14 protein-coding genes, 1 tRNA gene and 3 pseudogenes are annotated in these 12,694 nt (G+C 66.6%); 13 read left to right on the forward strand and 5 right to left on the reverse strand.

Annotated elements, in window-relative coordinates; genetic code table 11:
• Position 1: 1 nt before the first annotated feature.
• The 12 genes and pseudogenes from EBI04_RS10505 (at position 2) to EBI04_RS10560 (ending at position 8,667) form a co-directional block, all read left to right on the forward strand.
• The gene (locus tag EBI04_RS10505) at positions 2-319 is read left to right on the forward strand and encodes a paraquat-inducible protein A (RefSeq protein WP_135257408.1); all 318 of its coding nucleotides are present in this window, start codon (positions 2-4) and stop codon (positions 317-319) included.
• Positions 313-477 (forward strand): lysine biosynthesis protein LysW, encoded by a 165-nt coding sequence (gene lysW, locus EBI04_RS10510; RefSeq protein ID WP_135257409.1) that lies wholly within the window; start codon positions 313-315, stop codon positions 475-477. The genes EBI04_RS10505 and lysW overlap by 7 nt, the downstream gene beginning before the upstream one ends.
• An 89-nt stretch (positions 478-566) precedes the next feature.
• The gene (gene lysX, locus EBI04_RS10515) at positions 567-1,418 is read left to right on the forward strand and encodes a lysine biosynthesis protein LysX (protein WP_135257410.1); all 852 of its coding nucleotides are present in this window, start codon (positions 567-569) and stop codon (positions 1,416-1,418) included.
• Positions 1,415-2,454, forward strand: a pseudogene (argC, locus tag EBI04_RS10520) (N-acetyl-gamma-glutamyl-phosphate reductase). Before lysX ends, argC begins: the two are co-directional and overlap by 4 nt.
• Before the next feature lie 33 nt (positions 2,455-2,487).
• On the forward strand, positions 2,488-2,721 hold the full coding sequence (locus EBI04_RS10525) for a ribbon-helix-helix domain-containing protein (RefSeq protein WP_135257411.1): 234 nt from the start codon (positions 2,488-2,490) through the stop codon (positions 2,719-2,721).
• Complete coding sequence (locus EBI04_RS10530; protein WP_135257412.1) at positions 2,718-3,116, forward strand: type II toxin-antitoxin system VapC family toxin; 399 nt, start codon at positions 2,718-2,720, stop codon at positions 3,114-3,116. Before EBI04_RS10525 ends, EBI04_RS10530 begins: the two co-directional genes overlap by 4 nt.
• Positions 3,113-3,922 (forward strand): [LysW]-aminoadipate kinase, encoded by an 810-nt coding sequence (locus tag EBI04_RS10535; protein WP_135257413.1) that lies wholly within the window; start codon positions 3,113-3,115, stop codon positions 3,920-3,922. Before EBI04_RS10530 ends, EBI04_RS10535 begins: the two co-directional genes overlap by 4 nt.
• Positions 3,923-3,926: 4 nt before the next feature.
• Positions 3,927-5,507, forward strand: coding sequence for a 1,4-alpha-glucan branching protein (locus tag EBI04_RS10540; protein ID WP_135257414.1), 1,581 nt, complete (start codon positions 3,927-3,929; stop codon positions 5,505-5,507).
• A 4-nt stretch (positions 5,508-5,511) separates the two neighbouring features.
• A complete protein-coding gene (locus EBI04_RS10545) occupies positions 5,512-6,378 on the forward strand; it encodes a nitrilase-related carbon-nitrogen hydrolase (protein WP_135257415.1) in 867 nt (288 codons plus the stop codon).
• Positions 6,375-7,220, forward strand: a complete 846-nt coding sequence (locus EBI04_RS10550) for an NAD+ synthase (RefSeq protein ID WP_135257416.1) — start codon at positions 6,375-6,377, stop codon at positions 7,218-7,220. Before EBI04_RS10545 ends, EBI04_RS10550 begins: the two co-directional genes overlap by 4 nt.
• Entirely contained in the window at positions 7,217-7,630 is a 414-nt protein-coding gene (locus EBI04_RS10555; RefSeq protein WP_135257417.1) for a CoA-binding protein, read from the forward strand. The genes EBI04_RS10550 and EBI04_RS10555 overlap by 4 nt, the downstream gene beginning before the upstream one ends.
• Positions 7,631-7,632: 2 nt before the next feature.
• Positions 7,633-8,667, forward strand: coding sequence for an A/G-specific adenine glycosylase (locus EBI04_RS10560; RefSeq protein ID WP_135257418.1), 1,035 nt, complete (start codon positions 7,633-7,635; stop codon positions 8,665-8,667).
• Here the strand turns inward: EBI04_RS10560 and EBI04_RS10565 are convergent.
• The gene (locus EBI04_RS10565) at positions 8,551-9,249 is read right to left on the reverse strand and encodes an FAD-dependent oxidoreductase (protein ID WP_135257419.1); all 699 of its coding nucleotides are present in this window, start codon (positions 9,247-9,249) and stop codon (positions 8,551-8,553) included. The genes EBI04_RS10560 and EBI04_RS10565 overlap by 117 nt on opposite strands.
• A gap of 63 nt (positions 9,250-9,312) precedes the next feature.
• A tRNA-Trp gene (locus tag EBI04_RS10570) sits at positions 9,313-9,388 on the reverse strand.
• 66 nt (positions 9,389-9,454) lie between these two features.
• Here EBI04_RS10570 and EBI04_RS10575 point away from each other — a divergent pair.
• Positions 9,455-10,320 (forward strand): annotated as a pseudogene (locus tag EBI04_RS10575) (C40 family peptidase).
• Between the two features lie 3 nt (positions 10,321-10,323).
• On the opposite strand, the pseudogene EBI04_RS10580 reads toward EBI04_RS10575, so the two are convergent.
• The 3 genes and pseudogenes from EBI04_RS10580 to EBI04_RS13250 form a co-directional block, all read right to left on the reverse strand.
• Positions 10,324-11,249: pseudogene (locus EBI04_RS10580) on the reverse strand (nitroreductase family protein).
• 8 nt (positions 11,250-11,257) lie between these two features.
• A complete protein-coding gene (locus EBI04_RS10585; RefSeq protein WP_135257420.1) occupies positions 11,258-12,328 on the reverse strand; it encodes a prepilin peptidase in 1,071 nt (356 codons plus the stop codon).
• A gap of 147 nt (positions 12,329-12,475) precedes the next feature.
• Positions 12,476-12,640 carry a hypothetical protein gene (locus EBI04_RS13250; protein ID WP_158305225.1) on the reverse strand — a complete coding sequence of 55 codons (165 nt, stop codon included), beginning with the start codon at positions 12,638-12,640 and terminating at the stop codon, positions 12,476-12,478.
• Between the last annotated feature and the right edge of the window lie 54 nt (positions 12,641-12,694).

The following is a 12,694-nucleotide window of genomic DNA, read 5'->3' on the forward strand; positions in this document are numbered from 1 at the left end:
TATGGAGGACCTGGAGATCACCTGCCCGGTGTGCGGCGAGGTCAGCGTGGTGCTGGCCGAGGATATGGAGACCCTGGAAGTAGGGGACGTGCTGGAGTGCGAAGCTTGCGGGGCCTTTTTGGAGGTGGTCTCCCTGGATCCCCTCGAGGTGGAGGTGACGGAGGAAGGCCTCGAGGCCTTCTTCGTGGACTGCCCCCGTTGCGGCTACACCTTTGAGGTATCCGAGGAGGATCAAGGCCAAGAGGTGGAGTGCCCGGAGTGCGGCTTCCGGTTCGTCCCTGACTGGAGCGAAGTGGACGAGGAGGACGAGGAATGGTAGCCACTTGCCCTGAATGCGGTGCTGAACTCAACCTGGAGAACCCCGAGCTGGGAGAGCTTGTGGTCTGCGAGGACTGCGGCGCGGAGCTGGAGGTGGTGGGGCTGGACCCCCTTCGCCTGGAGCCCGCCCCGGAGGAGGCGGAGGACTGGGGAGAGTGAGGCCATCCCCTTAGGGTAGGGAGCCTCGCGGCCCTGGGCCGGGCTTGGGCCCGGTCCGGGGGTTCCTGGAAGGGGGAAGAGCCATCGCCATGCTGGCCATCCTGTACGACCGCATCCGCCCCGACGAGAGGATGCTCTTCGAAAGGGCTGAGGCCCTGGGCATCCCCTACAAGAAGGTCTACGTTCCCGCCTTGCGCATGGTCCTGGGGGAGAGGCCCAAGGAGCTAGCGGGGGTCACGGTGGCCCTGGAGCGCTGTGTGAGCCAGACCCGGGGTCTGGCCGTGGCCCGTTACCTCACCGCCTTGGGCATTCCCGTGGTGAACCGGCCGGAGGTCATGGAAACCTGCGGGGACAAGTGGGCCACCAGCGTGGCCCTGGAGCGGGCCGGGCTTCCCCAGCCCAAGACCGCCCTCCTCACCGATGCGGAGGAGGCCCTGAGGCTCATGGAGGAATGGGGCTATCCCGTGGTGCTGAAGCCGGTGATCGGGAGCTGGGGAAGGCTTCTCGCCAAGATTACTGACCGGGAGGCCGCCGAGGCCATCCTGGAGCACAAGGAGGTTCTAGGAGGCTTCCAGCACCAGCTTTTATACCTCCAGGAGTACGTAAGGAAGCCCGGGCGGGACATCCGGGTCTTCGTGGTGGGGGATCGGGCCATCGCCGCCATCTACCGCCGCAGCCAGCACTGGATCACCAACACCGCCCGGGGCGGGCAGGCGGAAAACTGCCCCGTAACCCCGGAGATCGCCGAGCTCTCCGTGCGGGCGGCCCAGGCGGTGGGGGGCGGGGTGGTGGCCATCGACCTCTTTGAGTCGGAGCGGGGCCTTTTGGTGAACGAGGTGAACCACACCATGGAGTTCAAGAACTCCGTGCACACCACGGGGGTGGATATCCCGGGAGAAATCCTCCGGTACACCTGGGAGCAGGGGGGGACGGCTTCATGAGCGCCGAGAAAAAGACCTTGTCCATCGTGGGGGCCTCGGGGTATGCGGGAGGGGAGTTTTTGCGCCTGGCTCTTTCCCACCCCCACCTCGAGGTGAAGCAGGTGACCTCGAGGCGCTTCGCCGGGGAGCCCGTGGCCTTCGTCCACCCCAACCTGCGGGGCAGAACAAACCTAAAGTTTGTCCCTCCGGAGAGGCTGGAGCCCGTGGACATCCTGGTTCTCTCCCTGCCCCATGGGGTCTTGGCCCGGGAGTGGGACCGCTACGCTGGCTTGGCCCCTATCCTCATCGACCTCTCCGCCGACTTCCGCCTCAAAGACCTCGAGCTTTACCGCAAGTACTACGGGGAGCACCCTCGGCCCGAGCTCCTGGGCCGCTTCGTCTACGCCCTGCCCGAGCTCTACCGGGACCGCTTGCGGGAAGCGGACTGGATGGCGGGGGCGGGGTGCAACGCCACCGCCACCATCCTGGGGCTCTACCCCCTCCTCCGCGGGGGCGTGCTCAAGCCAGGGCCCATCTTCGTCACCCTCCTCATCTCCACCTCGGCGGCGGGGGCCGAGCCCAGCCCCGCCAGCCACCACCCCGAGCGGGCGGGCTCCCTCCGGGTCTACAAGCCCACGGGCCACCGCCACACCGCCGAGGTGGTGGAGCACCTGCCCGGCCGCCCTGAGGTCCACCTCACGGCCATCGCCACCGACCGGGTGCGGGGCATCCTCATGACCGCTCAGGCCTTTCTCCTGGACGGCTGGAGCGAGCGGGACGTGTGGCAGGCCTACCGGGAGGCCTACGGGGGGAGCCTTTCATCCGCATCGTCAAGCAGAAAAAGGGCGTGCACCGCTACCCGGACCCCCGGTTCGTCCAGGGCACCAACTACGCGGACATCGGCTTCGAGCTGGAGGAGGACACCGGGCGCCTGGTGGTCATGGCGGCCATCGACAACCTGGTGAAGGGCACCGCCGGCCACGCCCTGCAGGCCCTCAATATCCGCATGGGCTGGCCCGAGACCCTGGGGCTGGAGTTTCCCGGGCTCCATCCTTGAGGCTGGGGCAGAGTAGGTGCTAGCATATACGCCATGAAGCGGACCACCCTCTACTTGCCCGAGGAGCTGGACCTTCTCCTTTCCCAGCTGGCCCGGCGGGAGGGGCGTTCCAAGGCCCAGCTGATCCGTGAAGCTTTGGAGCGCTTCGCCGAGGCCAAGAGGGAGGGGGTCCTTCCCTCGTGGGTGGGGGTGGGGGAGAGTAGGGATCCGGGCTACATTGACCGGGACGAGGAGGAGCTCCTTCGAGCCCTGGAGGAGGAGGCTTGAGCCTCCTTTTGGACACCAGCGGCATCTTGGTGCTTCTGGACCGGAGGCATCCCTTACACCAGGTGGCGCGGGGGTTGCTCCGAGGGCAGCTTCTGGTGCCCATCACCGTGCTTCCCGAGGTGGATCATCTGGCTAGGAAGCACCTGGGGCCAGGCCCGGTGGAGCGTTTTCTCCAAGGCCTTTTGCGGGGAGAAGGCGTGCTCCTTCCTCTAGGTATGCCCGAGCTGGAGCGGACTTTGGAACTCATGGTCGCTCATCCCGAAGTGGGTTTCGTGGACGCTAGCCTGGTGGCCCTGGCCGAACGGCACCGGGTGCGGCGGGTGCTGACCCTGGACCGCAGGCACTTTCTGCGTTTTCGGCCCAAGGGGCTAGAGTACCTGGAGGTATTGCCGTGATCGTGGTGAAAGTGGGCGGTGCCGAGGGCATCGATTACGGGGCGGTGGCCAAAGACGCCGCTGCTTTGTGGAAGGAAGGGGTGAGGCTCCTCTTGGTCCACGGGGGAAGCGCCCTCACCAACCGGGTGGCGGAGGCCCTGGGCCACCCGCCCCGCTTCCTCACCCACCCTGGGGGGCAGGTGAGCCGCCTCACGGACAAGGAAACCCTGGACATCTTCCTCATGGTCTACTGCGGCCTCACCAACAAGCGGTTGGTGGAGCTGTTGCAGAAGGAAGGGGTGAACGCCCTCGGGCTTTCCGGGGTGGACGGGAGGCTTTTGGAAGGGCGCAGGAAGACCGCGGTGAAGTACGTGGAAGACGGCAAGGTGAAGATCCACCGCGGGGACTACACGGGCACCGTGGAGCGGGTGAACCGGGCCCTTTTGGACCTCCTCCTCGAGGCGGGCTACCTGCCCGTAATCACCCCTCCCGCCATCAGCTACGAGGGGGAGGCCATCAACACCGATGGGGACCAGGTGGCGGCCCTCTTGGCTACCGCCTATGGGGCCGAGGCCTTGGTCTACCTTTCCAACGTGCCCGGCCTTTTGGCCAACTATCCCGACGAGGCCAGCCTGGTGCGGGAGATCCCCGTGGACCGGGTGGAGGCCCCCGAGTACCTGGCCCTGGCCCAGGGGCGGATGAAGCGCAAGGTGATGGGGGCGGTGGAGGCGGTGCGGGGTGGGGTCAAGCGGGTGATCTTCGCCGACGCCCGGGTGGAAAACCCCATCAGGCGGGCCCTGGCCGGGGAGGGCACCGTGGTACGCTAGACCCATGGCGCGCTTCGCCCTGGTCCTCCACGCCCACCTCCCCTATGTGCGGGCCCACGGGATGTGGCCCTTTGGGGAGGAGACCCTGTACGAGGCCATGGCCGAGACCTACCTGCCCCTCCTGCGGGCCTTGGAGAGGCTTCACCAGGAGGGGGTGGAGGCCCGCTTCACCCTGGGCATCACCCCCATCCTGGCGGAGCAGCTGGCCGACGGCCGGATCAAGGAGGGCTTCCGCGCCTACGCCAAGGACCGCCTGGAGCGGGCCCAGGGCGACTACCTGCGTTACCAGGGGACAGACCTCGAGGCCAGCGCCCGCCACCAGGTGGCCTTTTGGGAACTTACCCTGGATCACTTCCACCACCTGAAGGGGGACCTCCTTGCCGCCTTCCGCCGGGCCCAGGACCGGGTCCAGGTGGAGCTCCTCACCAGTAGCGCCACCCACGGCTACTCCCCCCTTTTGGGCTACGACGAGGCCCTTTGGGCCCAGATCAAGACCGGGGTGGCCACCTACCGCCGCCACTTCGCCAAGGATCCCACGGGCTACTGGCTTCCCGAGATGGCCTACCGGCCCAGGGGCCCCTGGAAGCCCCCTGTGGAGGGGGCTCCGGAAGGGATCAGGCCGGGGGTGGACGAGTTTCTCATGCGGGCGGGGATCCGTTACACCTTTGTGGACGCCCACCTGGTCCAGGGGGGAAGGCCCCTGTCCCCTTATGGGGAGGCTTCCTTGCAGGTGGAAAGCGCTGAGGCCACCTACTACGTCCACGAGCTGGAGTCGGGCCTGAGGGTTTTGGCCCGCAACCTGGAAACCTCCTTGCAGGTGTGGAGCGCCGACTATGGCTACCCGGGGGAGGGGCTTTACCGGGAGTTCCACCGCAAGGACCCCATCTCCGGCCTCCACCACTGGCGGGTGACCCACCGGCAGGCGGACCTCTCGGCCAAGGCGCCCTACGATCCCGAGGCGGCCTTTCTCAAGGTGAAGGAGCATGCCGTTCACTTCGTGGATTTGGTGGAGCGGCTTTCCCAGGAGCACCCGGATGGGGTGATCCTGGCCCCTTACGACGCCGAGCTCTTCGGCCACTGGTGGTACGAGGGGGTGGCCTGGCTGGAGGAGGTGCTGCGGCTTCTTGCCCAAGGGAGAGGGGTGCGGGCGGTGACCGCTAAGGAGGCGGTGCAGGGCAAGGCCGTGCGCTCTGCCCTGCCCGAGGGTTCCTGGGGCCGGGGCGGGGACCACCGGGTTTGGCTCAACGAGGCCACCTGGGATTACTGGCGCACGGTGTACCGGGCGGAAGGGGCCATGCGGGAGGCGGTGCGCCACGGCAACCTGCCCTCCAGGGTGCTCCAACAGGCCATGCGGGAGCTTCTCCTCCTCGAGGCCTCCGACTGGCCCTTTTTGGTGGACACCGGGCAGGCGGTGGACTATGCCAAGGAACGCTACCGGGGGCACGCCGAGGCCTTCTTTCAGCTCCTCCGAGGGGTTTCCCTCGAGGAGCTTAAGGCCTTGGAGGAGCGGGATAACCCCTTCCCGGAGGCGGATCCCAGGCTTTACCTGGAGCCCAGCGCGGCGGTTCATGGGGGTGTAGGCTAGATCCGTGATCCGGCACGCCGTCTTGCAGTTTCGTCCGGAGAAGGCCAGGGTTAAGGAGAACCTGGACCGCTTGGCGGAGCGCCTCGAGGCCCTCCGTTCCCATGCCCCCGAGGTGGTGATCCTTCCCGAGGCCGCCCTGACGGGATATTTCCTGCAGGGAGGGGTGCGGGAGCTGGCCCTGACCCGCCACGAGCTTTTGGAGCTCCTTTCCGAGGTGCACCGGGCCGTGGGGTGGGAGGGGCTTTTGGACGTGGTGGTGGGCTTCTATGAGCGGGACGAGGGGGCCTATTACAACAGCGCCGCCTACCTCGAGCTTCCCCACCGCGTGGTTCACGTGCACCGCAAGGTCTTCCTGCCCACCTACGGGGTTTTTGACGAGGAGCGCTACCTGGCCCGGGGCCGGCGGGTGGAGGCTTTTAACACCCGTTTCGGCCGGGGGGCCATCCTCATCTGCGAGGACTTCTGGCACTCCATCACCGCGGCCATCGCCGCCTTGGACGGGGCCGAGGTCCTCTACGTGCCGGCGGCCAGCCCGGCCCGGGGTTTCCAGGGGGAACGCCCGGAGAACGTGGAGCGCTGGCGCACCCTGGCCCGGGCGGTGGCGGCAGAGCACGGGGTTTATGTGGTGCTCTCCAGCTTGGTGGGGTTTGAGGCGGGGAAGGGGATGAGTGGGGGAAGCCTGGCGGTGGGTCCGGAAGGGCGGATTCTGGCGGAGGCTCCTCTCTTTGAGGAGGCGGCCTTGCTCTTCGACCTGGACCCCGGGCGCATCCCCCCGGTGCGCTACGATAGCCCCCTGCTCTCGGACCTCGAGGCGGCCCTTCCCCTTCTTCTCCCGGACCTGGAGAGGGTGCTTGGAAAGGGGGGAGGATGAGGATCGTTCAGGCGCCCAAGGCCCAGGAAAGCCTGGAGCTCAACTGGCCCCTGGTGGCGGACTTCCTCACCCGCTTTATCCGGGAGGAGCTGGCCTGGCGGGGCTACGAGAAGGCCATCGTGGCGGTATCCGGAGGGGTGGACTCCGCCACCACCTTAGCCCTGGCGGTGCGGGCTTTGGGGCGGGAGGGGGTACACGCCCTCTTTCTGCCCCACCGGGACTCCAGCCCCCTTTCCCGGGAGCACGCCTACCTGGTGGGGGAAACCTTCGGGGTGGACCTAGAGGAGGTGGACATCACCCCCATGGTGGAGGGCTACGCCGCTCAAACCCCAGACCTCACCCCCCACCGCAAGGGCAACCTCATGGCCCGGGCGCGGATGATGGTGCTCTTTGACAAATCCCAGGCCTACCAGGCGTTGCCCCTGGGTACGGGCAACAAGACCGAGAGGCTTTTCGGCTACTTCACCTGGCACGGGGACGACACGCCCCCGGTAAACCCCTTGGGGGACCTCTACAAGACCCAGGTCTGGGGCCTGGCCCGCTTTCTTGGGGTGCCTGGGGCGGTGGTGGAAAAGGTGCCCACCGCAGACCTCATCCCAGGCCAGACGGATGAGGGGGACCTGGGAGTGCGCTACCTGCGGGCTGACGTCATCCTGGAGCACTACCTGAAGGGCTACCCCGATGCCTACATAGAGGGCCTGGGCTACACCCAGGAGGAGATAGGGCGGGTCAAGGAGCGGGTAAACCGCACCCACTGGAAGCGGGCCCTTCCCACCGTGGCCCTCCTTTCCTCCACGGCCATCGGGGAGTTTTACCTGAGACCCTTGGACTACCGGCCATGACCGACCTGGAGCTCAAGGCCTACCTGGAAAAGGCCCGGACCATCGCCGTTCTCGGGGCCCACAAGGATCCTTCCCGCCCCGCCCACTACGTGCCCCGTTACCTCTGGGAGAAGGGGTACCGCATCCTGCCCGTTAACCCTCGCTTTGCCGGGGAGGAGCTTTTCGGGATTCGGGCGGTGGCGAGCCTCGAGGAGATCGCCGAGCCCGTGGATATCCTGGATGTGTTCCGTCCCTCAGGGGCCCTTCTTGGCCACCTGCCGGAGGTCTTGGCCCTGAGGCCGGGCCTGGTGTGGCTGCAGACCGGCATCCGCCATTCGGGCTTTGAAGAGGCGTTAAAGGAAGCGGGCATACCCGTGGTGGCCGATCGTTGTCTCATGGTGGAGCACCGAAGGCTTTTCGGGGTCCGCTGATTATGGAGAAGTTTCAGGAAGCGCTGCTCGCCTGGTACCGGGAAAACTTCCGCTCCCTTCCCTGGCGGGGGGAGAAGGATCCCTACCGCGTCCTGGTGGCCGAGGTGCTCCTCCAACAAACCCGCACCGCCCAGGCCATCCCCTACTACCACCGCTTCCTCGCCCGTTTCCCTACCCTAAAGGCCTTGCGGGAGGCTTCCTTGGAAGAGGTGCTTAAGGCCTGGCAGGGAGCGGGCTACTACCGCCGGGCCCTTCACCTCCACCGCCTGGCCCAGGAGGTGGAGGCCCTGCCCCGAAGCTACGCCGAGCTTCTTAAGCTTCCCGGCCTGGGTCCGTACACGGCGGCGGCGGTGGCCTCCCTGGCCTTTGGGGAAAGGGTAGCGGCGGTGGACGGCAACGTGAGGCGGGTGCTTTCCCGGGTTTTTGCCCTGGAAAACCCTGCCCCCAGGCTGCTTCGAAACCTGGCCCAAGGCCTCCTGCCCCAAGGGGAAGCCCCGGGGGAGTGGAACCAAGCCCTCATGGACCTGGGGGCCACGGTGTGCCTACCCCGGAGGCCCCTTTGTCCCAAGTGCCCCATCGCCCCCTTGTGCCAGGGGCGGGCGGACCCGGGGCGTTACCCAGGGGCCAGGAGGCGAAAAGTGCGGGAGGAAGCCCTGGCGGCCCTGGTCCTTTGGGGGCGGGAAGGGGTTTACCTGGAGAGGCTGGAGGGGCGTTTCGCCGGGTTTTACGGGGTGCCCCTGTTCCCCCAGGAGGAACTTCCCCACAGGGTGCAAAGCTTTGGGGTGAACCCCCGCTTCGCTGGGGAGGTGCGCCACACCCTCACCCACCGCAGGCTGCGGGTGGGGGTGTACGTGGCTCCTTGGGATGGGGAAGGGGGGGCTTTCCGAAGGGAACGGCTGGTGGATCCGGGGGAAAAACCCCTACCCAAGCTCATGGAAAAGGTGCTCCGCCAGGCGCAGGCCTTCTTGGCTCATGAGGGCATACTCCCCTTCCCGCACGCAAAGGCCCACGGCGTAAAGCCCTTCCAGCCTGGTTAGACGGAAGGTGGCCTCCTCCCATTCCTCCGGATGGAAGGCGTGGTAGCTGACGGTGTAGCCAGGGGTTCCCGGGGTTTTGGGTACCTCCCTTTCTCGCTTCAGGAAGCGGAAGCCTAGGGCCTGGAGGTGGAGGAAGAGGTCCGGGTAGCTGGCCTCGGAGAGCCGGCCCGCCTCCTCCTCCACCTCGCCCATGCGGAGCCTGGCCCCGAGAAAGCTTCCCACCGCCAGCACCACATGGAGGGCCCTGGCCGGGGGGCCCTCCCACGTACCCACCCCCACCACCCTTCTCCCCTCGAGGAGGAGTTCCGTGGCGGTGGCCTGGAAAAGATGCAGGTTGGGCTGGTTTTCCAGGAGGTACTTGGCCCGGGCGTGGAAGGCCCAAAGCCGGGGATCGGCCGGGTCGTAGGCCTGGGCTAGGAGGCTCCCTTCTGGAAAAGGGGGCTTTGGGGGCAAAAAGGGCATCATCACCGAGTCCAGGCTCTGGGTGAGGAGGCCCACCCGCACCCCCCTTTGCGCCAAACGGTAGGCGGCCTCGCTCCCCGCGAAGCCCGCCCCCACGATGAGCACCTGGTAATCCTGCATGGCAGGCGAAAGGATTTAAAAAAGGCCCTCGAGGGGCCTTAAACCTAGCCCTTTGGGCTAGCGTGGCGGGCCGTGAAGGACTCGAACCTCCAACCCCCGGTTTTGGAGACCGGTGCTCTGCCAGTTGAGCTAACGGCCCCCGCCTTCCGGGATTGTAGCACACCCTCGGGAAAAGGCCAAGGGGCGCTTCCTGTAGAATGGGGCCATGCCCCGCAGGCTGGCCCTGGCAGTCCTATGTTTGCTTTTCCCCTGGACCCTGGCCCAGGTAAGCTCTCCCCAAGGGGGTTCTTTGGAAGGGCCTGCCCTCTCGCACACCGTGGCTCCAGGGGATACCCTGTTCTCCATCGCCCGGCGCTACGGCACCACGGTGGAGGAGCTCATGCGCCTCAATGGCCTGGATACCTTTCTCATCCAGCCAGGGCAGGTGCTCAGGCTTCCCCAAGGGGGGGAGCGCATCCACGTGGTGGCCCCCGGGGATACCCTTTTCTCCCTGGCGCGCCGCTATGGGACCACGGTGGAAGACCTCATGCGCCTCAACGGGCTTTCCACGCCGGGGCTTAAGGTGGGCCAGACCCTAAAGATCCCAGCCCCCAGGGGGAGGATGGATCCAGAGAGAAAGCCTCCCCGGAATCCCCTCCCTCGTCCCAGGGTGGAGGCCATGCCCGTGACCCGGGGGAGGTGGGCGAGGATTACGACCCGGAAAGCCCGCTTCTCAAAATCGTCCTCCGCTACCTGGGGGTACCCTACAAGTATGGGGCCAACTCGCCCACCTCCCTGGACTGCTCCGCCTTTGTAGCCCAGGTGTACGCCGAGCTGGGCATAGCCCTGCCCCGCACCACCCGGGAGCAGTTTCAGGCGCTTCCCGCCGCCGAGGCGTTGCGCCCGGGGGACCTGGTCTTCTTCAGCTTCGGGGGACGGGAGGTGGACCATGTGGGCATCTACCTGGGCCGGGCCCTTTTCGCCCACGCCTCTAGCTACGGGAGCCGGGTGGTGATCGAGAGCCTCGAGGCCCCCTTCTACCAAAAGGTCTATCGGGGTGCCCGGAGGGTGGCGCAAGAAGCCAGAAAATAGCCCTTAGGGCCAGTCCTTTATCTCCCCCCGGGCCTTCCGCAGGGCGGTGAGGAGGGCTTCTCCCGGGTTTCCTTCCCCTCGGAAGGCCTCGGTTTCCCGTTCCAGCCAGGCCTCCCCTTCCCGGAAAAGCACCCCCGGGCCTCCTTCAGGGCTTCTTGTAGGAGGGCCCCCAGGGAGTAGAAAGGGGCGCCTTGGGGCAGGTCGGGGTCGAAGCCCTGCCGGGAGAGGGCCCGGCCATAGGGCTCCTCCCTCTCCTCCATGGTTCCGCCCTGGGCGAAGTACCGCCGCAAAACCCTTCCCCAGTCCCCCACGCGGCTGTAGGGGGCCATGGCCTGGAAGGCGGCCTCGAGGTCTTCCGGGCTGTAGGGCCGGTAGCGGTTTTCGTGCACCACCAGGCTCCTCGGAAGCCGGGGCCTGGGGGGGCCTTCCTCATCCGGAACGCCCACCGCCAGGCCCACCGCGGGGATGACCCCTCTGGGAAGCTCCAGGAGGTGGATGAGCTCCTCCACCCCGTTCAGCACCCCTCCGATGAAGCAGACCCCGTAGCCCAGGGCCTCGGCGGTAAGGGCCAGGTAGCTGGCGGCTAGCCCTGCGTCCAAGAGGGCGAAGTGCAAGGCGGTTTTGGGCCAGAAGGCCATCCTTTCCCCCCGATGGGCGAGAAGCCTCTCCAGACGATGCACATCCGCCAGGAAAACGAAGAACTCCGCCGCCTTTTGGATGTGCTCCTGATTCCCGGAAAGCCTCGCCACCTCTTCCCTAAGCCCGGGGTCCGTGATCCGGATGGCGCTGTAAAGCTGGGCGCTGGCGTCGGTGGGGGCTCTTTGCAGGGCGAAGAGGAGCTTCTCTAAGTCTTCCTCGGGTATGGGCACCGGCTTAAAGCGGCGCACGCTGCGCCTCTGGGCCAGGATGGGAAGAAGGTCCACCGCCATCCTCCCCACTATAGGCCTAGCCAGGCCATGTACGCCCGCCAAAGGGCCTCCCCGAAGAAGAAGGCCACCACCCCTCCCAAGGCCAGGTAGGGGCCGAAGGGGATTTTCCGTTGCCGGAAAGCCAGGCCCACCAGGGCTCCGGCGAAGACCCCCAGGAACAGGGCCAGGAGGCTATAAAGCCCAAGCCAGGCTCCCAGCGCCCCCAAAAGCTTCACATCCCCATAGCCCATGGCCACGGGATCGGTTTCCTCCCCCTCCTCGTTTAGGGGTTTGAAGGCCCAGTAAAGCCCCCCTGCCAGGGCCAACCCCCCTGCCGCCAGGAGGGACTCTTTCAAGGTGCTCAGGAGGTCGGCCCCCAGGTAGGGGGCCAGGATCCAGGCCAGGGGCAGGAGGGAAAGGGTAATCCGGTCGGGAAGCACCACGGGTTTTCCCGTGCGCCCCGAAAGGGCCCAGGTGAGGAAGGCCAGGGCCATGCCCACCCCTGGGCCCAGGAGGGCCCCGAAAAGGGCCGCCATGTGCACCTGGTGGGGCCCCACGGGCACCTCCGCCCTGGCCTCGCGGAAGCGCCTCAGGAAAAGCCCTCCGTACCCCGCCACCAGCCCCAGGACCCCGGCGGCGATCAAGGCCCCGTCCAGGGCCTCGGCGAAGGGGCGGGGGAAGGAAAGAAGGTAGGCGGAAAGGAGCCCCAGGAAGAGAAGGCCGTAGGTGAGGGAATCGGGAAGCTCATAGGTGTCCAGGTCTATGAAGGAAAGGGCCACCAGGAGGGCCAGGAAGGCGAAGGTGAGGAAAGCCTGGGGCGAGGGAGGGTAAAAGAGGGCGGCCAGGGCAAAAAGCAGGCCCGTGAGGGCCTCCACCAGGGGATAGCGGGGGGATATGGGGCTATGGCAATAGCGGCACCGCCCCTTAAGGGCCAGGTAGGAGAACACGGGAACCAGGTCCCTAGGGGCCAGGCGATGCCCGCAATGGGGGCAGCGGGAGGGTGGGAAGACGATGGACTCCCCTTTGGGCAGGCGGTGGATGACCACGTTCAGGAAGGAGCCCACCACCAGGCCGAGGAGCAGGGCAACAAAGGGCCACATGGGGGCATTTTAAGGCCCGAACCCCGGGCCACCGACAACAGGCCCTGGGTTCCATTCCTGCCTACGGGGTTTTGCCGATCCCTTCACGCTCGGCCAAGGCCCTTCCGCAAGCTCCCTCCTGGGGAAGCCTGGGGGCACGGAAGGGCATTAGGCCTGCGGAGAGAGGTTTTCTGGCTCACCTGGGCGGTCGGTATCGTCAAAGAGAAGGGCGAAGAGGAAGAAGAGGAGTACCCCCAGCAAGGACCAGGCCCCGCCAAGGCCGAAGAGCCCCACGGCCAAAAGCCCCATCCCAAGGGTCAGGACCAATCTCATAAGGGTATTTTAACATACCAACACTATAGATAAGCAAAATCTTCATTTTGTGGG

The organism is Thermus caldilimi, from assembly GCF_004684245.1.
Taxonomy (GTDB): domain Bacteria; phylum Deinococcota; class Deinococci; order Deinococcales; family Thermaceae; genus Thermus; species Thermus caldilimi.